Raw genomic sequence first — 23,786 nt, 5'->3', positions numbered from 1 at the left:
CACCCTGACCGACCAGGACAAGCTCACCCTGCGGATCGCCGGATGGGGCGCGGTCAGAGCTGGGTGAGGCCGCGCCCGTGGTCGACGGCGTACGCGGTGAAGACTTCCGTCGGTGTCCCTCCGGTGTGCAGGAAGCGCTGGTCGAGGATGGCCGCGAGGTCTTTCAGGGCGCCGGCGAGCAGATCGCCGGTCAGACGAACGTCCGGCCGCTGCGCCGCCTTTCCGCGCTCGGCAAGGTCATCGGCGTAGCCGATCGTGGCCGCCAGGGACGAGTGGTCCTCCCCATCATGGAAGTAGTAGGCCTCGGCATATTGGGTGAAGTCGATCCGCACACGCGCAACCTCGGTGGCCAGACTTTCCAGCAGTGTGGCACCCAGGGCGGAGTCGAGCTGCTGCACGGACGCGTCTGCGCGTTGGAGAAGCGCCAACCGGACCGCCAGGACCCTACGGCGGGCCAGCGCCGGATAGATCTCGAGCACCCAGGTGACCGTGGCCGTCAGGAGGACGAAACCGACGAGAGCTTCCAGAGGCGAGACCAGACGAAGCCAGCCCTCGGCGGGCGCGATGTCCCCCAGCCCAAGGGTGGCGACGGTGACGAGCGAGAGGTAGACGGAGTCGAGCAGCGCGGGCTGCTGCGCCGCCTTAGAACCAGGCACAAAGGTAAACGATTCCGGCATGTGGGGCCAGTACACGATGGCCCAACCCAGGATGATGAAGGCGGCCCACGTGCCGACCACCGTCACCATGGCGAGCGGCCCCACGAGCCCCACCACGCGCCTGCGCGCCCGGACATGCTGAGCCAGTCGCCACAACGCCATCATGACGAACCGGCTCAGACCGCCGTGACGGGTGGGATGCCAGAGCGTATGGAACAAATCCCGCAGAGCAGCCAGGATCACCCCGGCCCCCACCAGCGAGACCAACCAATCCATGTACGTCTCCCGCGAGCCCCTCCGTGAACTGGCCAGGGCACCTCAGGCGGCGAGGGCCGCAGCTCCTGCCGCCCGAGTTGACCCTGTTCTCGCAGCCTAAGCCGAAGAACAGCGCCTCAGAGCGCCGAATCGCCGCACTCCCAAGCCGGCGACCGGCGGAGTCGCCAGCGCCATCGCCCGCATCACCGAACAGCCTGGCTGGTACGCGGGTCGGCCGGGCACAACAAGGCTCTCGGCCGGCCGACGACTGGCCACAACGGCGTACCGTGCACGGTCGGATGGCCGGTGCCGAGGTCACAGCGTCGGCACCCACGGCAACGGCCAGAGCCGGAAAACGCGATCATGATGGTCAACAAGCTGTTTGACTGAGCCCGCTGCAGTGAAACGCCCTGAAGCTTGATCGCTCCAGGGCGTTTCGATGGTGGGGCTACCAGGACTTGAACCTGGGACCTCTTCCTTATCAGGACCATCCCGACCGTGATCAGAAGTCCGCAACCCGGCCCTGAACAGTGCTGAACAGGCGTGGACGTGTGCGGTTGCGTGCCTCTGTTGCAGTCACTCGTTGCAGTACGTGTGCGCCGAGATTCCCTCACTGCCCGAAGGAAAACCGGAGCTGAGCATTGATCAGAAAGTTGAGCCGGTAACGCAGACGGCCGATCACGGCCTGTTCCGGAGCTTCCGCAGGTGTCAGCAGTGTCCAGCGCAATGAGCACCCGCCATCCTCGGTCGGCCGGATGTCGAACCGGATCTCATCATCGGGCCTTTCCGGCCACAGCGACGACCAGACCACGAGCTCCGGCTCCACCGCCCGGAGGATGCGTGGCTTGACTTCATCGGGGTTCAGGTCCAGCCACTGCCGTTCGCCGGGTCGCCAAGGGTCGGTCAGGCTCTCCCACACAATGTGAGGGGGCGGCGGCTGCCTACGCTCTCGCGAACCCAATTCGATCATTTCCGCAGATTAGAAGGCGGCCGCCACATGGTCGTTGTCCACCAGTTTGGAAGATTTCGGTACGTGATCTCTGGACCTGCTGCGGCGCAGGTCAGCGTGACAGTCATCCTGTCCGCGCTTCCCCGTGACTCCCCCTCGTTGACCGCCCTGACGGGCACGCAACGGGCACGACCTCGGCCGTCGACAGAAGTCAGCTTCAGGGCTTTGAGAGGATGGCCAAACATCCCGCCGACAGGACAGACTTGAAGCCATGACCCGGCACGGCATCGACTACGGCAGGCTTAAGGTCACCTCCCGACAGCAGATCGCCCACCTGCGCGCTCGACGCGCCCATGAACGTAAATGGCGCGACGTGCGCCAATTTGCCCGCCTCTATCGGCAGGTACGGCTCGCCGCGATCTTGATCGGCATCACCGCGACGATTGTCGTAGCACTCCTGCGTACATGGGACGTCCTGCCGCCGCTTCCATAAGAGGCCACCTGCGCTCCCTTTACTCGCGCACGGCACCCCGCGGTTCAAGCAGTCGATACGCAGGCGGCCACGATCAGGAGGTGGAGTCCTCGGCGATCAGCCACACTTCTCGGTGGGCGGCCGCCGGCAGGCGATCGTAAGTGCTGTATCAACTGGCGACGGTTTTACAGCGGGTCGACGTTCCTAACAGCATCAGGCCACCGACCTCCGGGTACGGCTCTCGCCTCTCCTCATACCAGGGGAGATCATCACGCGTATATCCCGCGAGGCAGAGCCAGCCACGATCCCTCGGAGCCAGGCTAATGGCCCGGCGGCCACCCTGGCCCTAGCCTCAGCTCATCACGGCAGCTTGGTCGACCAACTACTTGACAACAAGATCGAGATTGCGGAGCAGACCGGCCAGCCCAACCGGAAGATCAGCCATGGATCAGCCGCGACTGATCCAGGTCGGGGGTTGGCCGATGATGTCAAAAGGAGTTTTGACACGCTGGGCTAATGCCCCTCAAGCCTACATTAAGATAATGCCCTTCAATTCAGCCAGAGTTTCGATTCGATAGGTAGCCTGCGCGAAGTCATGTGATTTTGTGAAGTCGTTGTAGACAACAGCACAGTCAATACCGGCCGCCACGGCTGAGTTCAGTCCCCTGGATGAATCCTCAACGACCAGTGTCTCTTCTTTGGTGGCTCCGAAGCGCTTCACGCCCGTCAGGTATGGTTCCGGATGCGGCTTGGCGAGTTGGCAGTCTTCACGAACAACGACGAAATCCATGAATTGCTTGATCTGGCGCTTTTCGTGGATGAGTTCGAAATCCGCACGTTTGGCAGTAGTCACGATGGCCATACGGACGTATTTTGACAGTTCGGCCAGAACTTCAACGACGCCTTCGATCTCAATGGCTTCTGTTCTTAGATATTCTTGATAATAATCATCACGGACCTGACGCTGCCTGATGATGGTCTGTTCATCAATACCGGCCGCCCTGGCTTGGGCCCATATACCCAAGCCCTGGCTCATTTCACGGAGGTATTGATCCTTGTCCAAAGTCAAGCCAATGTCCGCCAGGGCGCGTTCCCCGGCTTTGTAATACCAGAATTCGGTGTCCACCAGAACGCCATCATGATCGAAGAGCATGTACTTCTTCACTGTCTCGGTCCTTTCCGGCAGCCGCGGCGACCAAGTGCATCATCACGAATGACACAATTTGCAGAGCGAGGAGCGTTCTTCGCGTGCAGACTACCCCGAAGTGGATGCATGGGCTGACGGTCACGGTCGGCGTTCACGGCGTGGTCTTGGCGGTTGTTCACCACAGCCCTGATTGCTGGCGTCAGCCGTGTTCTCGCACGTAGCTAACCCGCCGTATCAGCGGGTTGACGGCGTGGAGGGTGCGGGCGGAGATGCTGACGGTGCCGGTCCAGGCGGCGTGTTCGTGGGAGCAGGAGATCGTTATCGGCCGGAGGAGCATGACCGGGTAGGCGTCGGCGATGCTCTGACGGATCAGCATGGCGATGATGGTGTCGGTGCTGAGGGGCAGGTGGTCGCCGTGCTGTTCGAAGCTGCCCACAGGCAGGAGGGCGACCTGGGCGTCGCCATGTCGTTCGTCTGTGGTGGTCGCGGTGGGTAGCAGTGAGTTGATCACTGGTCTCCTCGCGGCTCGGATGCTGGCAGTGAGAACGACTCTGCGGTGATGTCGAGTCTGGTCAGCAAGTCTTTCACGCGGGAGTCTGCCTCCCACTGCCTCATGTGGGCTAGGAGGGTGGTGAGCTGGCCGGCTACTCGGCTGGACCGGAGGGCCTGGAGGCGAGGGATGGTTTCTTCGATCACTGAGCACGCTTGGTCTCTTTCGCCTGCCATGGCGACATAGGCCGGGGTGCAATACGGGGCGCAGTCGTTCTCGTCCTGAGTCAGGCCCGCGGTCGCCTCGATAAGGGCTGTCTCGTAATCTGCGGCGGAGTCCGCGGCTTCCCCGAGGTGGGCGTGCGCTATCGCGCGGGTTCTGAGGACGACGGCTCGCAGCCGGGGCGTGAGGGCGTCGGCACGGGACATGGCTGCGTTCGCCAGGCCCAGACCGTGGCCGTGGTCGCCGGACTCGATGGCGATGAGACTCTTCCGCATGAGGATGTAGGAGATCTGCCGCTGGTCGCCGAGCTCCATGGCGTAGTCGAGGGCCTTGTTGGTCCACATCATGGCGTGGGTGAAGTCGCCGATGTCCTGGTGGAGCCAGCCGCAGAATTCGAGGAGCTCGCTGGCGAAGGTCAGCGCTTCGATGCGGTCGGTTCCTGTGGCTACCCGGCAGACCTGCCCGACGATGGGGATCTGGCTCTTGACGGCGCTGATCAGCAGAGGCGGCCCCATGATGGCCTCGGCCTGGATGTGGCCGGCCAGTACATGCCGCAGTTGCTGTCCGATTCTCGCCGCGGCAATCGAGGTGGACTCGTGCCGTGGGCTCTATTGATCATCGGAAGCCTCGCCAGCGTAGGTGCCAATGTTGCTGTGGCTGAGCCCTCGATCATCGGCCGCGCTGTGGCGGCATGGCCGGCGTTCGCATTGATCGGCGGCATGGAGATGACCTTCAGACTGGTGCGATGCTCCGTCGTGCGCCAGGCTTGCACGCACAAGACCGGCCATGGCGAACGCCCCGCAGATCGACAAGAGGCATCCGGCTCTCGCGGCAAGTCTTCTCGACGAGCGCTCCAGCGCGACGCCTGGGAGTGGGCAAACCAAGATCGGGAGCCCAACGGGACCTTGCCGCGCTCCGCCGATCTTGTACGCCGCTTTCATCGCAGCCTTCGCTGGGCACGTCTGGTGAAGGCAGCTGGAGCGGCGGGCACGTTTGCGCGAGAGAGTCCGGGTTGAAGCACCTCGTCCCCGTGTGAGGACGGTCGTAGCTGTGCCGAGTTGATCTGCTCTCGAAAACGATGCGCTGTACAAGTACACTGCGCACAACCGCAAGGTCGCCTCGCTCCGTCCATGGCCAGGTTGCCGTGGACGACCACGACTGGCGGCAGCCCCTCCGCCGCATCCGGGAGCGAGTGAGGGGTTGCCGATGCCCTAGGCGACGATCAAATACGTGCCGGCGGCCACGGCGGCGGCGACAGGTGGTGTGCACAACCAAGCGATGAGCAGATCCCGCACGGTTTTCTTGTTGAGCCGAGAAAGATCATTTGCTGCGATGCCGGAGATGGCACCTGCGGAGACTTGCGTGGTTGACATGGGCAGGCCCAATGTGGCGCCCAGGCCAACGAGGCCAGCGGTCGTGAGGTTGGCGGCGAAGCCCTCGACGTGCGGGATCTTGATGACCGAGTAAGCAAGGCGGTCTGCGACGCGGGAGCCGGCAACCAAGCCACCGATAGCCATGGCCACGGTGACGGCGATGAGCAGGGTGGTGGGCGTCCATCCGCCTATCAAGGCGAAGGAGCCGACAGCTACGATCTTGGGCGCGTCGTTGAGGCCGCGGGCGAAGCTGGCCAGGCCGCTGGTCGCCCAGTGTGCGATGCCGACCGCCTTTTGGGCTTTGGTCGCTTGGGCCGGAGTCGCCTCTGCCGTGATCAGGTCTCTGCTGCCATCGGGTACCGGCTGAGTGACCGCGCCCCTTCTTTTGGTCTGAGCCGACACGATCTTCCGGGTGATGACGCCGAGCACGGCCGAGATGGCATAGGCCACCAGGATGCTGAGCAGCAGCGGTTGCACGACCTTGGCGAGCAGGCCGTTCCACTGGACGGCTGTGCTGGCGAACAAGCTGCCCGCACCGATAAGGGACCCCACCAGCGCGTGCGTGGTTGACACCGGAAGCTTGAGTACGGTGGCGAGGACTACCCAGGACACGGTGCCCACGAGGACGGCGACGGTGAAGGCTGGAGTCGGGCTGGCGGAGACGATTCCCTTGGAAAAGAGAGCCGTCATCTTCGAGGCCAATGTCAGCGACACCAGGCAGCCGGCCATGGTGGTGATGGTTCCCCAGGCGATGGCCGTACGGATCCTCGTCACCCCGGCGCCGGCAAGAGTGGCAACCCCCTTTGGCACGTCGTTCGCACCGTTTGCCGCTGCGAGCAGCACTACAAGAACGAGAACGAGTACTTCCATCGAGCTACCTCCTGGGGTGAGGGCCCATGCTGTGGGCGAGGTGCGCCGGTAGCGGAGAGAGCGATCATGGGCGAGGGAGAGCATCGCCTGATTGCAGAGATGGGAGCGATGCCCAGGCTGCAGCTACGAGTCGAGGCGCTGGTGAGCACATGCCTCAGACTCACTCAGCAGTCACAGCTGCCCTTGGGTACATCAGGTAGCGCGAACGGCCGGTAGTGGACTGTCGGGGCCCCCTGCCCGTCAGCATTCGAGGCGGTGGCGTTGTCGGATGGGTGGGCAGTCCGTTCCGACGCCGGAGCCTCGGATTCCAGCATCATGATGTGCTCGAAGTACGCGCCCGAAGTGATCGCCGGAAGATGCTGCGGACTCACCGGCACGACCTGGCCTCGATGCAGATGAAGCCCTGTGTCGGTCGTGACGGTGGCGAAGGGACCTCGGTAGATGGCAGCAGGGCCGCTGACGGGCGGTGGCGGTGAGAGCGGCTTGTACGCGGCGATGGTGACGCTGCGGAATTCAACGTCTCCCACCGTCTCCCAGGGACGCGCCTCGCGTTTGAGGATCGTCAGCCCTGTCAGGCCGGCTTGAATGAATCCGTCCAGGAAGCGCTCCTCCTGGAGCGCCCCGCTGTAGCACCCCGACCAAAGGTCCGGATCCGCCTGCATCGCCGCGGGGACATCGATGTCGCTGACGATGTCACTGATGATTGCCCGCCCTCCGCCGCGCAGCACCCGGGCGATCTCGTGGAACATGTCCTGTTTGCGGTCGGGCGCGACGAGATTGAGGACGCAGTTGGAGATCACCACATCGATGCTCTCGTCCGGTACCAGCGGCGAATCGCGGCGTAGCCGGTCGGACAGATCAACGAGTTTCGTCAGGTCATCGTGAGAGCGCACTGGGTGGCGGGCCAGGTGCGCGTCCAGAAACTCCAGGTCTAACGCCAGATCTTCAATCCGGGCCTTGGCGAATCCGACGTTGCCGTACCCGAGCCGACGTGCCACCTCCGGCTGAGCTTTTCGGGCCACCGCCAGCATGTCGTCGTTGATGTCGACGCCCAGGACCGAACCGTTGGAACCGACGATCTGAGAGGCGATGAAACAGACCTTCCCGGCTCCGCTGCCCAGATCGAGGACCCGCTCGCCGGCCCGTACATGGCTGACGGGGTCGCCGCAGCCGTAGTCCTTCGCCAGCACGTCGTCCGGTATAGCGGCGAGATACTGCGGGTCATAGTCGACGGGGCAGCACAAGCCCGGCTCCGCGACGCGTGACGCGGCACTGTACCGCTGCTGTACCGCGTTTTCGATATTCACTGTGACACCACCGGTCTCCTGACAGAGGAAAGGTTGCCGTTAGCGCTGCTGAGAGTGGTCCGCCTCGACAAGCAGGCGATGCGTGGGGCGCGGTTGACCGGGCTTGAAGGAGCGTTGGTCCAGGGCGCTGGAGTCCGTTCCATGCACTCTGTCGGCTTCGCTTACGGCGACGGCGGTCAGCGCTTCGAGCTCCTCCGGCTCGCATTCGACGCGGGCGTTGAGAATCGCCCGTCCGTTCTGAACGGCAGGCGAGCCGGTGAGGTCGATCGCGGGAGGTCGCTCGGTGTCGATCAGGCTGGCCTTCGTGAGAACGCCCGAGGAGAGGTCCTCAAGCATGATCTTCACGTGCCCGATGGTGTGACCCGCCGCCTGGCAGCGTCGGCTCACTTCATCCAGCACTGTGGTCGCCCAGGTGGTCGGCGCGAAGGGTGCGGTGGTGGCGTGCACGGTGATCGTCTGGTTCAGCCAAGCCAGCCGCGCTTCGGCCTCGCCGTAGCGTTCGTAGTCCAGGACCAGGTCGGTGTCGTCGGCGCCATGGTCGCGGGTCCACGCCTGCAGCAGCGGGTCGATGTCCTGGCGTCCGGCTGAATAAGCGACGATCTCGGCGTTGGGGAACCTCTCCGCCAGAGAGGACATGATGTCCTTGACTTCATCGTGCTCGAGGAGGTCGACCTTGTTCAGGCCGATGACGGCCGCGTCTTCGAGCTGTTTGCGGTACAGGTAGGCCATATCGTTGCTGTCGTCGCCTCGGTCGATCTCGGCGAGCAGCCGGCGATAGCGCAGCGGATCGACGATCGTGGTCAAAGGCGCAACCCTGAAGCTGTCTCCGTGCAGTGCGAGCATCGGCCGCACGACGGTCGCTGTCAGATCTGTGCAGCTGCCGACCGACTCCGCGATGACCACGTCGGCGCCCTGCTGTCTTACCAGCTGTGATGTCACACCAAGGAGATCATCGAATCTGCAGCAGAAGCATCCTCCGGTGACCTCACCCACCCCATCGAGCCGCGTGGCGGCGAGCGCGGTGTCAACCAGTTCGGCACCTTGGTCATTGGTTACAACTGCGACGCGAAGACCATCAGCCCGGAGACGCTGGGCCGCGGCGGTCATCGTGGTCGTCTTCCCCGCGCCGAGGAAGCCGCTGAGCGCGATGAATTTCGCCACTGTTGCTCTCCTCAGATTGCTGCGGCTCGGGGCTTGTCTGCGTGTACGACAGCGCTGGCGAACCGGCGCAACAGCGCGTCCACAGTCTCCGGCGGCTCCAGTTGCGCGTATTCCGGCAGCCCCTGCGGGAACAGGTCGTCGGCGTGGTGTTCACGTATGACGTCGATTCGCCGGTCGGTGAACCCTCGTTCATCGAGCAGATCGAGGTAGTCGGCGTCGCTGAGGGCACCGCTGATGCAGCTGCCCCAGGCGTACAGGTCCTTCCTCAGCGCATCGGCGAACGGAGATCCGTCGGGCAGACCTCCGCGGATGATGACGTCGGCAACAGCCAGCCGTCCTCCCGGCTTCAGTACCCGCCATGTCTCGGCTATGACGCGACGCTTGTCGGCGGCCAGGTTGATGACGCAGTTGGAGATCACCACATCGACGCAGGCGTCCGGCATGGGGATATCCGCGATGTCGCCCTTGAGGAAGGAGACGTTCCCGACTCCGGCGTCCATCGCGTTCTGCCACGCCAACGTGACCATCTCGTCGGTCATGTCGATGCCATACACGTGCCCGCGAGGACCGACCCGCCGCGCGGCCAGCAGAGCGTCCAGGCCGCCGCCGGAGCCGAGGTCCAAGACCGTCTCCCCTTGCCTCAACGCGGCAACGGCGGTCGGATTGGCGCAGCCGAGTCTGGCGAGTGCCGCCCGGAGGGGCACCTCCTCCATCTCGTCCAACGCGTACAGGTCCGCGGAGAAGTTGTTGACGCCGGCGGTCGGACGTTCGCCACAGCAGCTGCTGTCCGTGCCACAGCAGGAAGCGGTGTCCACTGCCTGGCTGTACTGGGCTGCCGCACGCAAGCCGTAGCGACGTCTTACGGCGTCTCTGATGGCGTCATGAGTCTCGGAGTTGGCACCGGTCATGGCTGGTCTCCCCGTATTGCGCCAGTCGCCCTCTGCCGGGCTCGCGCATGGCGGTATATGTATTCGGACAGCACCAAGCGGCCGCATAGGGGTAGGTCGCGGCCGAGTGGTACGGCAGCGCGACCCGTTTCCGAGCGCCGACGGGTCGCGCTGCCTGGATCAGGCGTGCTCTGGATCCCTAGGCGGACACCGGCATCTTGGAGCTGCCGCTGCTGGTGACACGGCTGGGCGCGATCTCGGCATAACAGGCGCAATCCGGCCCGCAGCCCTCGTCCGCGTCGGCCTCTGTCACGACGTATACCTCCCAGCGGTTGCCGTCGGGGTCCCCCACCCAGACCTTGGTCTGCACGGCGTAGCAGCACGGGGTGGCGACCTCCTCGTCGGTGAGGAATCCGGCGGCCGCGAACCTCTCCTTCATCGCCATCACGATGTCCGTGCTCTTGACCTGGACCCCGAGGTGATTCACCGCTCCGCCGGGAACCGGTTTGCGATCCGGGTTGAACGAGATGACCAACGGCGGCTCGGCGACCTCGAACTTCGCGTAGTCGTCCAGATATTTCGTGGGCGGTTGCCCGAAGAAGACCTCGTAGAACTTCACGCTTTCCGCGAGATCGCTGACGAACATGCTGATGTGCATGCGGCTGGCAGTGGCGAAGTCCACCGCGGAGTCCGCTCTGTCGACGAGACCGGCCGCCGCCTGCACGCCGTTGGTGAAGTAGTCGACGATCTGCTCGACGGTCGGAAACTCGCCGGAGACCACCGGTTTGTCGTCCACCACGGTCAGCGGCAGAGTGCCGCTCCTCTTGATCCGCATGACCTGCAGGACGACCGCCGGCACTCCGTCCAGGGTCGACCCGTACAGGTTCGTCGCGACGAGAGTCACAGAGTCCGGGACGTCAGGCACCGCGTCGAGGATCTCCTGGGCCTTCAGCCGGTCATCCTCGCTGCTGACGTAAACGTCGATCCTCATGATGAATGGGGGCTCCTATCGTGCTCCGAGCCGGGTCGCGGCTGGGCGACGCACGGCTGCCGAATGTCCTCAGCGAACGAGAGCGGCAATGTCCCTGACTCCGTTGAGGAGTCGTTCCACGTCCTCAAGCGTGTTGTAGAGATAGATGCCGGCCCGCACGTTCCCCGGATGCTCGACTTTCTCGTGCAGTTCCTTGAAGAAGTAGTTCACCGCGCAGTGCTGACCGGCACGGACGGCCACCTGGTAGTTGTCGCTGAGAATGCGGCCCACCTCTTCGGGCGGGATCCCTGCGACGTTGAAGGAGACGATCGAGGTGCGTCCTTCGAGCCCTTGGGGGCCATGGATATCAACACCCGGGATGGCCTTGAGCCCCTCGAGCAGTCTTCTGAGGAGGGCGACTTCGTGCTCTGCGATCCACTCGTAGCCCACGTTGCGCAGATAATCCGCGGCCGCGGCCAGAGCGATCGTCTCCGCGATGGGCGGTGTGCCCGCCTGCCATTTGTGCGGAAGCCCGGTGAAGCTGCAGTGCTCCAGCACGCAGCCGTCCAGGCTCGGGGCCGCGCACGACGTCGTGTCGATCGTGCCTCCGCCGAGCATCGCCGGCATCAGCGTGTCACCGCGGTCTCGGCGCACGTACAGAACGCCGACGCCGGTGGGCCCCAGCATCTTGTGGCCGGAGAACGCCAGGAAGTCGCAGCCGATGGCTTTGACATCCACAGGCATGTGCGGGACGGACTGGGCCGCATCGACGAGGAAGTAGATGTCCCGCTCACGGCAGATCTTGCCGATCTCCTCGACCGGTGTCGTCGAGCCGATGACATTGGAGACCTGCGCCAGCGCCACCACTTTCGTTCTGGGGGTCAGGAGCTCGGTGAAGCGGTCGAGGTCGAATTGCTCGCTGCGACCGGACTTGTACCAGCGCACCTTCAGGTCGAATATGCCGGCCGCTCTCATCCAGGGCGCCATGTTCGACGTGTGCTCAAGGCTGGACAGGACCACCTCGTCGCCAGAGCTGAAGGGGATCGTCAGTGCCGCGAGGTTGATCGCATGCGTGGCGTTCTGTGTGAGAACGACCTCGTCCGGATCCGCGCCGATCAGAGAGGCGATCGTCTGGATGGACTCGTCGAAGCGTTCCGAGGCCCTTATTGACAGGTCGTACGATCCCCGATGCACGTTGGCCCGATAGTTCTGGTAATAGTCCACCAGAGCGTCGATCACCGGCTGCGGTGTCAGGCTTGAAGCCACGCTGTCGAAGTACGCGAGATCTCCGGTGAGACTCGGGAAGTCCGCTCGGATCCTCTCGACATCGGGCTTGATAAAGGTGCTAGGGGGAGTATCGGCGGTCGCCATACAAGTGCTCCCGTAGTTTGTGGGTTCAGCAGCAGTCTTGGTCTGTGCTGCAGCAGGAGCTGGACGCCTGGGATGCCGGGCGGGAGATCGGCACTCCGGCCTCTTCGGGGTTCTCGATGACCTTTACGGCATCCATCAGGTTCGGCAGCCATCCCTTGGTGCGGACCTGGCCGTCCACCACCAAGGCGGGCAGGCACCGGACGCCCTCGTTCTCCAGGGCGAGGAACAACGGCGGAGGCAGCGGTACCAGCCCTTCGGGCTTGGCCATGTCGAACGCGCGAACCTCCACGCCCTCGTACCTCTTGCTGAGGAAATCCACGAGCGGCCGGGAAGGACTGGTATTGCAGGTGCACTCCTCGAAGATGTGGATCTTCGAGAGCGCGGTCGCCTTCGTCGTCTCGGTCGCGGGCGTCTCGCAGGCCGGCACCGACTGGCGTGCGAGTGCGGCCAGCGGATGACCGGGGTCGATCGGCCGGTAGTCACACCCGAGGTGCTCGTCCGACACTTTGAGCTCGCCGAAGGCGAACTCGATCGGCCGCCACACGTCGGCCTGCGGTGGGTAGACCCAGTGCTTCGGGCCCATCTCCGTGTAGCAGCACCGTACGGGACCGTCCTGATAGATATGGCGCCAGCCGGCGTTCCCGGCAGTCTCCGGGATCGAGTCGAAGATCTTCTTCGTAACGGCATTCTCCTCGCGGAGATCCACCCCGAGGTGGTCCACATAGGGCTTCTGCCGGGTTACCGCGCCGGGGATGAACTCGTCTTCCGCGGTCGGCTCGGAGGCGAGAATGACATTGAGGCCGCTGGAGAACCGGAACTTGCGTTCCTGGTCGGAGTTGATGACTTCCTGGCAGGCCTGAACGACCGCGTCCTCGTTCGACATGCTCGTAACGCTCTCGACGTTGACGTGCACGTGAATGGACTCGGCGTTGTCCATCGCCTCGGCGAACGGAAAAGAGTCGCTGACGATCGCGAGGATCTGCTCGGCCTCGCCGGCGGTGACGACGCCGCGGTCGGTGAACAGGCGAAGATCCTGCTCTATTTCAGCAACACGAAAGGCCATGGCATTACCTTCCCGATAGCCGCGCCAATATCGCTTGACTGTGAATGGATCGACAGGCGTGTCACTTTTCCCGACAGCAAGCATGTCGATGACAGGCGTTCAGGGCTGGGCGAACGCTCACTTCGGCCATCGTCTAACCAGCCCGTCACGGTGTCAAGAGTATTTGTGCTGAATTGCTCGGCTTATCGCCGCCCCTAGTTCATCGTCGAATGTCGATGCACATCCTTGATAAGCTGAGACCTCAGCACGACATGGCGAATCCCCCGCCCCCGGAGTTCCGCCATGTGATTCCAATGTCAACTTGTCTTGTTAGGCCTATTGGGCCCCCCGATAGATGGGATACGGCTTAGCCGATAGATGCCTGTCGCAGGTGCTGCGCATCGGCTTTGATGGGTTGTTGCGATACGCGGATACCTCTGCAAATCTGGCTATATGCCCAGTAAAGTGACACCCGTTACGAGTTCCGCGACTGACTGCACTTGTGTAGATTCGCCCGCACCGGCTTGCATGCCCGCAAGCGTTGCCGCAGAGCTGGCGCCAGTCTTCAAAGCGGTGGGTGATCCGGTCCGGTTGCGGTTGCTGTCGATGATCGCGTCGAGCGCGACGGGCGAGGTCTGCGTGTGTGACCTCACTCCCGCCTTCAATCTGACGGATCCGACCATCTCGCATCACCTCAAGGCTCTGCGCGCGGCCGGCCTGGTGGTCTCTGAGCGACGCGGGACATGGGTGTACTACAGCCTGGTGCCGGAGATGGTGGACCGCCTTGCCGTTGTTCTGCTGGACTTCACCGGCGCCCGCAAACTGTCCGGCCGGGAGGTTGAGGGCCAGTGGGCGGGTGTAGGGGTAGCTCGGCACGGCGCACCTCATCCCGACAGCGCCGTGGGTTGATGCCCCGATCTCGGCTGGAGCAGTGAGTAGTACCCCTTCCTGTAGAACACGAGTGGCCCTTCATCACGCACCTCGTGGAACCGGGTGACACGAGCAATGATCAGGACGTGGTCGCCCGCGTTGTGACTGGCCGTCTTCTCGCAGTCCAGGTACGCCACTGCACCCCTGATGATCGGTGAGCCGTTGGGCGAGGGATACCAATCGATGGAGCCGAACTTGTCTCCGCCCGGCGCAGCGAGTGCCATGCTGATCGCAGCCTGGTCCGCCGCGAGGATGTTCGCGCCGAAGCGGCCGTTGAATGCCTCGATCCGGGGCCAGCTCGTCGAAGAGCGTCCGATGCAGAAGCCGACCAGCGTCGGGTGCAGCGATACCGAGAAGAAGGACCCGACGACCAGGCCGACGGGCTCTCCATCACGTACCGCTGTGACCGCCACGACACCGGTGGGAAGACGTCCCATCAGGAGACGGAAGTCGTCAGTGGATACCATGCTCCCGTTGCTCGGGCCCACGATCGCTCCATGCTCAATGCGGGGAAGGCCGCGTCGTTGTCGTGCTTTCGGCCGGGGCGGAGGCCCGCGCGGCGTTGATGGCGTTCCGCCCCTGCCGGCGTTACGGGCGGCCTCGCTTCAGCTCGAGGAAGGACGGCGTACTCACGAGGCGCGCGATCGCGTCCCATAGTTCGCCTGCCTCTGTTTGAGGAGGCACTTCGGTGAAGACCGGCCCGTAGATCCCGCGAGCGGCACCGGCCAGCTCAAGCACCGGGCTGCCGATGTCCGGGCCCGCGGAGGCCATTGCCTCCTCGAAGGAGGCCTGGATGTGCTCGTCCCAGGATGCGTCGTCGAAGGCGTCGATCACGTCCGCTGTGCCGGAGGTCTCGGCCGCCTCTCGTACGGTGGCCTCGGTCATCGGCTGGCCGTTCTCATGAACTGCTGTGCCCAGCGCGGTGTAGAAGCCGGCCGCGTCGGATGACCGGTCCTTCTGCCGGAGGGCCTCGACGATGCGCAGCGCGCGGTGCGACGTCTCCAGCATCGACCGCCACTCAGGATTCATGTCGTCGCCGTACAGGACAGTCAGGCTGAACGACCGCCAGTCCACGCTGAGGTCACGCTGGGCGGCGGCGTCCATGAGCCACCGCGCAGCCCGCCATGACCAGTAGCACGACGGATCGAACCAGAATCTGACCGATGTCACTGAACACTCCTCGTCTTGATGTGGATGACTTGCGTCCGCAGCTCTAAGCGGCGGACGGGGCGGGCAAGGCGCTCTTGACCGCCGGGGCGACCTCTTCGCAGAACAGCCGCATGGAGCGATCGCTGGCGTCGAAGTCCAGGCCGCCGAACTGGAACCATCCTTGGAACATGTCGACGCCCGCCTCGGCCTTGTGCAGCAGCTGCTCGATGCACTGCTCCGGGGTGCCGAAGATGATCCGGTTGCGTTCTACCGCGGCATCGAACGGCAATTTCGTGATCTTGTCGAACCACTTCTTGTGGTCCTCGTAGCCCTTGTCCACCGTGGCGCTCTGGTTGATCGCTGCCGAGGCGTCGTGTCCGGCCGACAGCCACGCCGACAGATGCGGCTCGGCCAGGCGCCGGGCCTCAGCCTCGGTTTCGGCGACGAAGATGTGCTGGAGGGTGCCGTACTTGCCGACGGGCTCGTCCGGTCGGACTTCCTCCCACGCTTCCCGGTAGATCCTGGCCGTACGGGCGGTGTCCTCGGCATCGAGGAACGCCGTGCACACATTGACCCCCAGGCGGGCCGCCTTCCGGATCGACTTCTCGCTGATCCCCGCCATCCAGATAGGTGGGTGAGGAAGCTGGGTGGCATCGGGGATGAGGGCACCGCCCTCGCCATGCCAGGGACCGGAGTCGTACTTGTCGATACCTCCCTCGACCAGCATCTGTCTCACCAGCGCGAAGCTCTTGTCGAAGAGGTCCTCGCTCTCGGCGCGGTCGACGCCGAAACCCGCCTGCTCGAAGCCGGCCAGGCCACGCCCGAGCCCCACCTCCAGACGTCCGTTGGAGAGGAGGTCCAGCGTGCGGATCTCCTCAGCGACGCGTACCGGGTGGTAGAGAGGCAGGTTCAGGGTCATGACGCCGAGCCTGATGCGGGAGGTGATCTGCGACAGGGCCGCCACGACGAGGTTCGGGGCAGGGACCACCTGGAAGCCGGCGTTGAAATGGTGCTCGGTGAGGAAATACGTGTCCAGGCCACCTTCATCGGCGAGCCGGGCCTGGTGCAGCGTGTGCTGGTAGGCCGAAGCGTGCGTCCTTCTACCTTCCGTGGGGCGCCATGCCGAGGCGCCGTCCGCGGTAGCCGATGTGATGTCGTAAACGGTGAACTGCACAGCGCTCCTTAGCTACGTATCGGGCATGCGGCATCGCCGCGCGAGTCTCATGAGCTGACGCGGTCGACTTCCGTGGTGCTAGCAGCTGCTCTGCTGCGCTCGGCCGATGAGCGGAAGAGCCTTGTGGGCGAGAGGGTGTGCGGGGTCGATCGGCCGGTAGTCGCAGCCGACATCTCCCTGGAAAATCTCGATCTCTCCGAATGCGAACTCGATCGGTCGGCCACGCCCCTCGGGGCCATCTGGCGGGAAGACCCACCGCTTCTCGCTCACTTCGCAGTAGCACCCGCGCACCGGGCTTTCCGGGCCGCCCTGACGGACATGGCGCCAACCCGCCTGCGCGCCGCGGTTCGGGATCTCCGCGTAGATGTCGCGGCTCCGCTCCGACTCCTCACGAAGGTCTATGCCTAGGTGGTCCACGAAAGGCAGAGCGCGAGTGACCGCGCCAGGGATGAGGTCGTCTTCCGCTATGGGGCCGGTCGTGAAGATCATGGCCAGACCACTGGCGAAGCCGTATTTGCGGAAGCCCGGTACATCCCGCTCCGTGACGACACCCTGGGCAAGGATCGACTCGTGCGGCAGTCTGCTGAAGCTGTCGATTTTGACCTGCACGTGGACTGACTCGGCAATCGACAGTGCGTCGGTGAAGGGGAAGTCGTCGGCGAACAGATCTGTGACCAGGCCGGCCTCGTCAGGAGAGATGAGCTTCTGGTCAGTGAAGAAGTCCAGCGTCGGGGTGAACGACGATGGGTTGAGCATCAGATCACGCTCCCTTGGCGGGCGATGTCAGCGGAGGTAACGCGCCGCTCGGCTGGCGAGCGGTGATGCCGGGCATAACGGCATCCTGGCACGCACAGATCTGGCTTTCAATAGCAAATGTCAATGATAGCGACGGACGCTGTTGCATGGCGTGAGACTACTAACAGCAGGCCCAGGCCACGTCATCAAAGTTCACTGTTGAGTGCTGTTGGGCGGTCTGCTTCAATGGGCATATGACGCAAGCCCAGTCGGACGCACCTCCCACCACGTCGCTTATGGAGTCGCCATCGCAGGCGGCGCGACAGTGGGCGCCTGTGCTCAAGGCGTTGGGAGACCCGGTCCGACTGGAAATCGCGCTGTTGCTGGTCCAACGTCCGCACACCGTCAAGGAGTTGCAGGACGCGCTCGGCCAGAATCAGGCGCTCGTCAGCCATCACCTTCGGCTATTGCGCGAGCAGGACATCGTGACCTCCAGTCCGCGCGGCCGCAGCAACGTTTACGAGATCTGCATCGGGCCGCTGGCCTGTCTCACCCAATGCCTGTCGGCGATGGTGACCTCCACGGACGGAGTGTGCTCCTTCCCTCCAGGCGTTACCGCTTCCACGGGCTGACGAAGCCTCATCGGAACGGCGGGCGGCGATGCCGCTCGCCGTTGTTGTCATGTGGCCACGTCTTTTCCTGCCCCGTGGCGGCCCGCATTCGAGAGGCTCAAATCAACTCTTGTTAGGGCAAAACCGCCTTGATACCATCGCCGAAGCCGCTGATATCAATAAAGTCCGATGATGCTAGCGATCATCGTTGACAGGACGGCACGGCGACGAGACGGGGAGGTCGGCAGTGCCCTTCCAGCAGGCAAGGATCGAACCCGAACTGGACTACTTAGTACGCAGGCAGCTGATTGGCAGACGTGAGCCTGATCAGCTCCTGCAGCTCATCGACGAGGGGTACGAGTTCGCCGAAGCGGTATCGGCGGCTGAATCGCTGCACATCCACGTCAAGGTGGACGACCTGGTGGACCTGCCGCATGAGGAGCTTCGCGCTCGCGGCCGATTGGAGCGGTGGAAGGCGCCCGGCTACGTGAAGTACCAGCTGGCCGGTGGTATCAACGTCATCTTCTCGTCGTTCCCGATCGCCCAGGACGACCTGATCCCGGGCGCCTTGACGCTGCCCAAGCCATTCGTCGACCATTTCGGCGTCGACATGCGCCAGGAGGATCCGAGGACACGGGGCGCCTTCGAGAGCATTCCTGGGGAGGCTTCCTCACGCGGGTGGCGCAGCGTGCGGCAAGGCGGTCCCGACCGGCCCGTCTACGGGGCGCATACACGAGTAGCCGAAAAGCATTGGGTCTTCGCACCGGACGGAGTGGACGACTGGCGCCGCCCCACAGAGTTCGCGTTCGGGCAGCTCTGGATCAGCGACGAGTACATGGGCTGCGACCATCGACCGATCGACCCTGCCCATCCCATGGCGAACCTCTCCCTGCCCTGGGAGGAGAGCCGGCGGGAGAGCCTCAGCGAGGACATGAAGGGCATCGTCGTCTACGTGAAGTCCGAGGCCGATGAATCCGCGGCCGCTCAGGTCTTCGCGCAACTCGATAACGCTCCTCCATGCTGTCGGCTCCGGACCCGGATGCTGTCCTACGACAAGCCCGAAGAGTTCCCCGAAGTCGCTGTGGCGCTGTGGCGCATGAAGGGCGTCTGCCCCATGCCCCTGACAGTCGTCGACGGCTATCCGGTGGTCACCCGCCGCCTGCCTACTTTGGACGAGCTGATCCGATTCACCACTGAGAAAACGGTCGCTCCGGCTCCCGAGGTCTTCGCCTGATCCATGTCCCGACAAGCCCTCCGTCTCCACCTCGGGAGGCGGACGGGTGCTGATGCATTGCCGCCGTACGCGCTAGCCAGGTTCATGGGGGAGACGGGGGAACAGCGATGACAGAAAGACGTGCGGGTTCAGCAGGCAGGGTCACATCGTTCATCGCTGCGCTGACGGTGATGGTCGTGGTTGCGGCATGTAGCGGGAGCGGGACCACTTCCAGCGGAGCCAAGCCGAGCGGGTCTGCCGGTGGTGGTACAAAGCGCATCGTTTTCGCGGCGGTTCCGGCCGGCGAAGCGAGTACGTTCCAGGCGCACTTCGGCATGTTCGTCCGGGCGCTGTCGGAAGAGACCGGCCTGGAGATCAAGACGTTCCAGGCGGCCGACTATGCCGGCGTCATCGAGGCGCTCATTGCCGGGACCGTCGACGTCGCCCAGCTCGGCGCATTCTCGTACGCCCTGGCTGTCCAGAATGGCGCAAAGATCGAACCGGTTGGACTGCTACAGCATAGGAAAGGCGACAAGCCGGGCTACTCCGTACTCGGCGTCGCGCGGTCGAATGCTGCGGTTTCCTCGATCGCCGACTTCCGCGGCAAGACCGTGTGCTTCCCTGATCCTGCCTCCACCTCGACCCTGATACCACTGTTCGAGTTCGCGAAGGCAGGACTGGTCCCGGACAAGGACTTCAAGCGGATCATCGTGCCGGCCGGCAACACCATCCCCCGCACCATCAAGCAGGGCGACTGCGATGTCGGGCTCGTCGCCGACGCACAGTTGGAGAACGCGATCAGGACCGGCGACGTGCGGAAGGACGAGCTGAAGACCTTCTGGGAAGTTCGGGCGCCGCACTCGCCACTGGTCATGCGAACCGCACTCTCCCAGGACGCTCGCAACGCGATACGGGCGGCGACCTTGAAGATCAACGCCGACTACCTGGCAGCGCGTGGATGGTGCAAGGGCGACGACTGCTTGATCAGCTCCAACCGGGATTACGGTTACCTGCCCGTCAATCACTCCTACTACCAAGTCATATGGGATGCCTGCAAGGCCACCCATATCGATGCCTGTGCCGCTATCGGTGCGTCGTAATCCGTAGTGCATGAGAGGTATCCCATGCTGAGCCCATCTCACGGCCGTGCCGGCAGGGTCGGGATTCTCCTCCTGGCACTCGCGACGATCGTCTCGTGCGGCTCCACTCCCCGCAACGGCGGCTCCGGCGGGAAGAAGTGGCCGGAGAAGATCGTGTTCGCCGCGACGCCGAGTGGCGAGGCCCGCACCTTCGACGATGACTTCGGCCCCTTCGTCAAGGCAATGTCCAAGGAAGTGGGCATAAAGATCGAAACCTTCCAGGCCGCCGACTACGCCGGCGTCATCGAAGGAATGATCGCCGGGACCGTCGATGTCGCCCAGCTCGGAGCGTTCTCCTACGCTCTCGCGGTGGAGAACGGCGCCAAGATCGAGCCGGCAGGCGTCAGGATTCACGCCAAAGGCGATAAGGCGGGGTATCTCATCTACGGCCTGGTTCCCGCGTCGAGCAAGGTGAGCAGCTTCGCCGACTTCCGGGGCAAGACCATCTGCTTCCCGGACCCGGCTTCCACCACCACGCTGGTGCCGCTCTTCGAGTTCCACAAAGCCGGCATGGCGGTAGATCGGGACTTCAAACGTCTCACCGTCCCCGCCGGCGCGACCATTCCCCGAACAGTGAAGCAAGGGGACTGCGACGTCGGTCTCGCATCTCAGGCGCAGCTCGAGAACGCCGTACGCGAGGGGGACGTCAAGCAGAACGATCTCAAGACCGTGTGGCAGATCAGCGCCCCCGGCTCTCCCCTCGCCACACGCAGCGCTCTTCCTCAGGATCTCCGCGACAAGATTCGCGATGCCACGAACAGGATCAATGCCGAATACCTCGAGAGCAAGGGCTACTGCAAAGGAGACGCGTGCCTCATCAGCGCCAGCGGTGACTTCGGGTACGTGCCGATCGCCCCGAGCTACTACCAGGTGATCTGGGACGCATGTAAGGCGACCCGTATCGAAGCGTGCGGCAAGATCGGCGGTTGAGGAGCCGTCCATGGTCGCATCATCCGAGGGCACCGACGTTGCCTCAAAGGAAGAGGGGACGGTCACGCCGACAGGCCCCGTAAGTGACAGGCTGTCGCCACCATGGACACGAGGCCGGCGGAACGCGCTCGCGGCGCTGATCACCGCCGTCATACTGATCGTCTTCAGCGCGAGTCAGATCGGCGTCGACCCGCAACGGCTCATCGACGGCTGGCAGGACCTCGGCAACCTGCTCGGCCGGATGTTGCCGATCGAGTTGCCCGAGCCCGCTCGTGTCGTAGGGCCTGTACTCGACACCTTGATGATCGCCGTCGCAGGCACCGCCTTGGCCGTACTGCTGTCGCTGCCCCTGGCCTTCCTGGCGGCGAGTAACACCACTCCGTCCCGCCCGGTCCGGGCTGTCGCCCGGGCCATCATCCTCGGTGCTCGCGCCATCCCCGATCTGGTCTACGCACTCATCTTCGTACGCGTTCTAGGAGTTGGGGTTCTACCTGGGGTCTTGGCTGTCGCCGTCTACTCCACAGGCATGATCGGCAAGCTGTTCGCCGAAGCCATCGAGGAGATCGACCCGGGTATACATCAGGCCGTTGAGGTCGTGGGAGCAGGCCGCCTCCAAGCGGTGGTCACAGGTGTGGTTCCGCAGGTGATGCCGTCGTTCGTGGCCACCGTGCTGTACCGGCTCGACATGAACGTCGCCGCGTCCGCAGTGCTGGGCTTCGTCGGTGCGGGCGGCATCGGCTTCGAGCTCTACAACACCCTGCGGACCTTGCAGTACCAGCGCGGGTTGGGCCTAGCGCTGATCATCATCGCTCTGGTCATCCTGGTGGAACGCACCTCGGCCGCCATTCGCGCCAGCATCGTCGGCAACGAGCAGGCGAGACGACATCGCCGGATCCGTTCCAGACCGACCATCAAACGTACGGTAGTCCCTCACTCTGAGCGACGACTGAGCGCGCCTTGGACGCGTGCGCGCATCATGCGTGCAATCACTGCGGGGATCGCGGCGCTTCTGGTCGCGGTCAGCTTCATGGGACTCGACATCAGCCCTCTGGCCCTGGTCCAAGCGGTTCCTGAGCTACTGACCAGCGTGAGCAGCTTCTTCCCGCCTGACTTCGCGTCGGTTCAGGAGCAACTTCCCAGATCAATCATGGAAACCCTGACCATCGCCATCATGGTGACTGCCCTCGCCACTCTGCTGAGTCTTCCGGTGGCTTTTCTGGCTGCTCGTACGATCGCCCCACACCCGATCATCTACCACGTGGCCAGGCTGATCATCGTGGTGGCCCGAGGCCTGCCCCCGCTGGTCCTGGCTCTGATCTTCGTGTCCGCCTTCGGTCTGGGGCCATTCGCCGGCGTCGTCGCTCTCTCCCTGGGATCCATCGGCCTCACCGCCAAGCTGATGGCGGATGCGGTGGAGCACATCGACCCAGGCCCCGGTACGGCACTGCGCTCCACCGGCGCGACCCGAACGCAACAGTCGGTCACCGCTGTCATCCCGCAGGTCGCCCCGTCCTTTGTCGCCACGGTGCTCTTCACTCTCGACAGCACCATTCGCTCATCCACGATCGTCGGGATCGTCGGTGCTGGAGGAGTGGGGTTCATCACCTACCAGTCTGTGCACACGCTGCAGTTCCACACCACCACGGCGGTACTGATCGTCATCTTCGTGACCGTCTTCATCGTGGAGCGCTTCTCCGACGCCGTCCGAAAGAGGATCTTGTGAACTCGTCTCCGCTCCTGGCCAGCCATGATGGACCGGCGGTTCTCGTCGAGAGCGTCACCAAGGTCTTCGGCGAGCAGACTGCTCTCGACAATGTGTCGTTCCGGATACCGCGAGGTCATTTCCTGGCAGTCGTCGGGCTGTCGGGCTCCGGCAAGTCCACTCTGCTGCGCCTTCTCAACGGCCTTCACAAGCCCACCAGCGGTCAAGTGGAGGTCCTGGGGGTGAACGTGGTCGACGCTCGTGGACGGACCATGCGCGCGCTCCGTTGCAAAGTCGGTTTCATCTTCCAACAGTTCAATCTGGTGGGGCGCATCACGTGCATGGAGAACGTCCTGTCCGGAGCGCTCGGCCGGCTGAGAGGACCGCGGCTCGGTGTCTCCACATATCCCAAAGCCCTGCGTCGCGAGGCGCTCGATCACCTTGACCGCGTGGGGCTCGGGCACAAGGCGTTCCAACGCGCCGACACCCTGTCGGGAGGAGAGCAGCAGCGCGTCGCGATCGCCAGAAGCCTCATGCAACGCCCATGGTTGCTGCTTGCTGATGAGCCGGTCGCGTCTCTCGATCCAGAGTCTTCGACGCAGGTGATGGAGGTTCTCCGGCGTATCTGCATCGAGGAGAACCTCACCGTGATCTGCAGCCTCCACCAGGTCGACATGGCCCTCGGGTGGGCACATCGCGTGATCGGTCTCCGTAGTGGTCGCACGGTGCTGGACGAGCCCGCTGACCGGCTCACCAAGTCGGCCATCATGCAGATCTACCGGAGAACGCCTGAAGACGACGGCGAGGCGGCGCTGGAGGAACCGGTCGACGCGATGAAACCGGTGACATCACCGGAAGCGATGATCTGAGAGCGCTCGCCTGTCGGCCAAGCTCTCCCGAGCTCGCCTCTTGGCAGCAAGCTGCCAGGCAACATACTGAGCATTTTTCATCCTGAGTAGCGGCCTTCTTCCACGAACTGCAGCACAAGGATCGCCTGTACGAGCGCGGTCGCTCGATGCGGGCAACAGCGC

At 64.0% G+C, this 23,786-nt stretch carries 23 protein-coding genes and 2 pseudogenes; 8 read left to right on the top strand and 17 right to left on the bottom strand.

Annotated features, from left to right (window positions below):
* Nucleotides 1-53: 53 nt before the first annotated feature.
* Nucleotides 54-932, bottom strand: a complete 879-nt coding sequence (locus AB0H84_RS51810) for a potassium channel family protein (RefSeq protein WP_357621706.1) — start codon at nt 930-932, stop codon at nt 54-56.
* A gap of 589 nt (nt 933-1,521) precedes the next feature.
* Complete coding sequence (locus AB0H84_RS51805) at nt 1,522-1,881, bottom strand: hypothetical protein (RefSeq protein ID WP_357621703.1); 360 nt, start codon at nt 1,879-1,881, stop codon at nt 1,522-1,524.
* A 250-nt stretch (nt 1,882-2,131) separates the two neighbouring features.
* Here AB0H84_RS51805 and AB0H84_RS51800 point away from each other — a divergent pair, with 250 nt between their 5' ends.
* A complete protein-coding gene (locus AB0H84_RS51800; RefSeq protein ID WP_357621701.1) occupies nt 2,132-2,353 on the top strand; it encodes a hypothetical protein in 222 nt (73 codons plus the stop codon).
* Between the two features lie 508 nt (nt 2,354-2,861).
* Here AB0H84_RS51800 and AB0H84_RS51795 read toward each other — a convergent pair.
* From AB0H84_RS51795 to AB0H84_RS51750, 10 genes are all read right to left on the bottom strand, one after another.
* Nucleotides 2,862-3,497 (bottom strand): HAD-IA family hydrolase, encoded by a 636-nt coding sequence (locus AB0H84_RS51795; protein ID WP_357621698.1) that lies wholly within the window; start codon nt 3,495-3,497, stop codon nt 2,862-2,864.
* Nucleotides 3,498-3,678: 181 nt separating this feature from the next.
* The gene (locus AB0H84_RS51790) at nt 3,679-3,990 is read right to left on the bottom strand and encodes a creatininase family protein (protein WP_357621696.1); all 312 of its coding nucleotides are present in this window, start codon (nt 3,988-3,990) and stop codon (nt 3,679-3,681) included.
* The gene (locus AB0H84_RS51785; protein WP_357621693.1) at nt 3,987-4,706 is read right to left on the bottom strand and encodes a hypothetical protein; all 720 of its coding nucleotides are present in this window, start codon (nt 4,704-4,706) and stop codon (nt 3,987-3,989) included. The genes AB0H84_RS51790 and AB0H84_RS51785 overlap by 4 nt, the downstream gene beginning before the upstream one ends.
* Before the next feature lie 696 nt (nt 4,707-5,402).
* Entirely contained in the window at nt 5,403-6,434 is a 1,032-nt protein-coding gene (locus AB0H84_RS51780) for an inorganic phosphate transporter (protein ID WP_357621691.1), read from the bottom strand.
* A 164-nt stretch (nt 6,435-6,598) separates the two neighbouring features.
* Nucleotides 6,599-7,741 carry a methyltransferase domain-containing protein gene (locus AB0H84_RS51775; RefSeq protein ID WP_357621688.1) on the bottom strand — a complete coding sequence of 381 codons (1,143 nt, stop codon included), beginning with the start codon at nt 7,739-7,741 and terminating at the stop codon, nt 6,599-6,601.
* 39 nt (nt 7,742-7,780) lie between these two features.
* Complete coding sequence (locus AB0H84_RS51770; protein ID WP_357621685.1) at nt 7,781-8,902, bottom strand: GTP-binding protein; 1,122 nt, start codon at nt 8,900-8,902, stop codon at nt 7,781-7,783.
* Nucleotides 8,903-8,913: 11 nt separating this feature from the next.
* On the bottom strand, nt 8,914-9,810 hold the full coding sequence (gene arsM / locus AB0H84_RS51765; RefSeq protein ID WP_357621682.1) for an arsenite methyltransferase: 897 nt from the start codon (nt 9,808-9,810) through the stop codon (nt 8,914-8,916).
* A gap of 178 nt (nt 9,811-9,988) precedes the next feature.
* The gene (locus AB0H84_RS51760; RefSeq protein WP_357621679.1) at nt 9,989-10,780 is read right to left on the bottom strand and encodes an ArsI/CadI family heavy metal resistance metalloenzyme; all 792 of its coding nucleotides are present in this window, start codon (nt 10,778-10,780) and stop codon (nt 9,989-9,991) included.
* Nucleotides 10,781-10,849: 69 nt separating this feature from the next.
* On the bottom strand, nt 10,850-12,130 hold the full coding sequence (locus AB0H84_RS51755; RefSeq protein ID WP_357621677.1) for a cysteine desulfurase: 1,281 nt from the start codon (nt 12,128-12,130) through the stop codon (nt 10,850-10,852).
* Nucleotides 12,131-12,155: 25 nt separating this feature from the next.
* Nucleotides 12,156-13,277, bottom strand: a complete 1,122-nt coding sequence (locus tag AB0H84_RS51750; RefSeq protein ID WP_357621674.1) for an arsenic metallochaperone ArsD family protein — start codon at nt 13,275-13,277, stop codon at nt 12,156-12,158.
* Between the two features lie 423 nt (nt 13,278-13,700).
* On the opposite strand from AB0H84_RS51750, the pseudogene AB0H84_RS51745 reads away from it, so the two are divergent.
* Nucleotides 13,701-13,970 (top strand): annotated as a pseudogene (locus AB0H84_RS51745) (metalloregulator ArsR/SmtB family transcription factor); the annotation flags it as partial.
* An 86-nt stretch (nt 13,971-14,056) separates the two neighbouring features.
* On the opposite strand, the gene AB0H84_RS51740 reads toward AB0H84_RS51745, so the two are convergent.
* The 4 genes from AB0H84_RS51740 to AB0H84_RS51725 form a co-directional block, all read right to left on the bottom strand.
* Nucleotides 14,057-14,569, bottom strand: a complete 513-nt coding sequence (locus AB0H84_RS51740; RefSeq protein ID WP_357621671.1) for a flavin reductase family protein — start codon at nt 14,567-14,569, stop codon at nt 14,057-14,059.
* 121 nt (nt 14,570-14,690) lie between these two features.
* A complete protein-coding gene (locus tag AB0H84_RS51735) occupies nt 14,691-15,272 on the bottom strand; it encodes a DsbA family protein (protein WP_357621669.1) in 582 nt (193 codons plus the stop codon).
* A 43-nt stretch (nt 15,273-15,315) separates the two neighbouring features.
* Nucleotides 15,316-16,425 (bottom strand): LLM class flavin-dependent oxidoreductase, encoded by a 1,110-nt coding sequence (locus AB0H84_RS51730; RefSeq protein ID WP_357621667.1) that lies wholly within the window; start codon nt 16,423-16,425, stop codon nt 15,316-15,318.
* Nucleotides 16,426-16,503: 78 nt separating this feature from the next.
* Complete coding sequence (locus tag AB0H84_RS51725) at nt 16,504-17,181, bottom strand: hypothetical protein (RefSeq protein WP_357621665.1); 678 nt, start codon at nt 17,179-17,181, stop codon at nt 16,504-16,506.
* A gap of 314 nt (nt 17,182-17,495) precedes the next feature.
* Here AB0H84_RS51725 and AB0H84_RS51720 point away from each other — a divergent pair, with 314 nt between their 5' ends.
* The 6 genes from AB0H84_RS51720 to phnC all read left to right on the top strand — a co-directional run bounded on the left by AB0H84_RS51720 (nt 17,496) and on the right by phnC (nt 23,624).
* Nucleotides 17,496-17,792 (top strand): metalloregulator ArsR/SmtB family transcription factor, encoded by a 297-nt coding sequence (locus tag AB0H84_RS51720; RefSeq protein WP_357621662.1) that lies wholly within the window; start codon nt 17,496-17,498, stop codon nt 17,790-17,792.
* A gap of 226 nt (nt 17,793-18,018) precedes the next feature.
* Complete coding sequence (locus AB0H84_RS51715; protein ID WP_357621660.1) at nt 18,019-19,005, top strand: hypothetical protein; 987 nt, start codon at nt 18,019-18,021, stop codon at nt 19,003-19,005.
* Between the two features lie 107 nt (nt 19,006-19,112).
* A complete protein-coding gene (gene phnD, locus AB0H84_RS51710) occupies nt 19,113-20,084 on the top strand; it encodes a phosphate/phosphite/phosphonate ABC transporter substrate-binding protein (RefSeq protein WP_357621658.1) in 972 nt (323 codons plus the stop codon).
* Nucleotides 20,085-20,108: 24 nt separating this feature from the next.
* Nucleotides 20,109-21,053 carry a phosphate/phosphite/phosphonate ABC transporter substrate-binding protein gene (phnD, locus tag AB0H84_RS51705; protein WP_357621655.1) on the top strand — a complete coding sequence of 315 codons (945 nt, stop codon included), beginning with the start codon at nt 20,109-20,111 and terminating at the stop codon, nt 21,051-21,053.
* 10 nt (nt 21,054-21,063) lie between these two features.
* The gene (gene phnE / locus AB0H84_RS51700; RefSeq protein WP_357621652.1) at nt 21,064-22,776 is read left to right on the top strand and encodes a phosphonate ABC transporter, permease protein PhnE; all 1,713 of its coding nucleotides are present in this window, start codon (nt 21,064-21,066) and stop codon (nt 22,774-22,776) included.
* A complete protein-coding gene (phnC, locus tag AB0H84_RS51695) occupies nt 22,773-23,624 on the top strand; it encodes a phosphonate ABC transporter ATP-binding protein (RefSeq protein WP_357621650.1) in 852 nt (283 codons plus the stop codon). The genes phnE and phnC overlap by 4 nt, the downstream gene beginning before the upstream one ends.
* A gap of 77 nt (nt 23,625-23,701) precedes the next feature.
* On the opposite strand, the pseudogene AB0H84_RS51690 reads toward phnC, so the two are convergent.
* Nucleotides 23,702-23,786, bottom strand: a pseudogene (locus AB0H84_RS51690) (IS5/IS1182 family transposase); the annotation flags it as partial.

The sequence above is a fragment of the Nonomuraea sp. NPDC050786 genome, assembly GCF_040654115.1.
In the GTDB taxonomy this organism is placed as follows: Bacteria; Actinomycetota; Actinomycetes; order Streptosporangiales; family Streptosporangiaceae; genus Nonomuraea.
This window is presented reverse-complemented; position numbering and strand designations above follow the sequence as displayed.

What these genes read in the sequence shown, in the direction of transcription:
- AB0H84_RS51810 (WP_357621706.1), bottom strand. Translation starts at nt 932, where the DNA reads ATGGATTGGTTGGTCTCGCTGGTGGGGGCCGGGGTGATCCTGGCTGCT.
- AB0H84_RS51805 (WP_357621703.1), bottom strand. Translation starts at nt 1,881, where the DNA reads ATGATCGAATTGGGTTCGCGAGAGCGTAGGCAGCCGCCGCCCCCTCAC.
- AB0H84_RS51800 (WP_357621701.1), top strand. Translation starts at nt 2,132, where the DNA reads ATGACCCGGCACGGCATCGACTACGGCAGGCTTAAGGTCACCTCCCGA.
- AB0H84_RS51785 (WP_357621693.1), bottom strand. Translation starts at nt 4,706, where the DNA reads ATGGGGCCGCCTCTGCTGATCAGCGCCGTCAAGAGCCAGATCCCCATC.
- AB0H84_RS51780 (WP_357621691.1), bottom strand. Translation starts at nt 6,434, where the DNA reads ATGGAAGTACTCGTTCTCGTTCTTGTAGTGCTGCTCGCAGCGGCAAAC.
- arsM (WP_357621682.1), bottom strand. Translation starts at nt 9,810, where the DNA reads ATGACCGGTGCCAACTCCGAGACTCATGACGCCATCAGAGACGCCGTA.
- AB0H84_RS51760 (WP_357621679.1), bottom strand. Translation starts at nt 10,780, where the DNA reads ATGAGGATCGACGTTTACGTCAGCAGCGAGGATGACCGGCTGAAGGCC.
- AB0H84_RS51755 (WP_357621677.1), bottom strand. Translation starts at nt 12,130, where the DNA reads ATGGCGACCGCCGATACTCCCCCTAGCACCTTTATCAAGCCCGATGTC.
- AB0H84_RS51750 (WP_357621674.1), bottom strand. Translation starts at nt 13,277, where the DNA reads ATGCTTGCTGTCGGGAAAAGTGACACGCCTGTCGATCCATTCACAGTC.
- AB0H84_RS51740 (WP_357621671.1), bottom strand. Translation starts at nt 14,569, where the DNA reads ATGGTATCCACTGACGACTTCCGTCTCCTGATGGGACGTCTTCCCACC.
- AB0H84_RS51725 (WP_357621665.1), bottom strand. Translation starts at nt 17,181, where the DNA reads ATGCTCAACCCATCGTCGTTCACCCCGACGCTGGACTTCTTCACTGAC.
- phnD (WP_357621658.1), top strand. Translation starts at nt 19,113, where the DNA reads ATGACAGAAAGACGTGCGGGTTCAGCAGGCAGGGTCACATCGTTCATC.
- phnD (WP_357621655.1), top strand. Translation starts at nt 20,109, where the DNA reads ATGCTGAGCCCATCTCACGGCCGTGCCGGCAGGGTCGGGATTCTCCTC.
- phnE (WP_357621652.1), top strand. Translation starts at nt 21,064, where the DNA reads ATGGTCGCATCATCCGAGGGCACCGACGTTGCCTCAAAGGAAGAGGGG.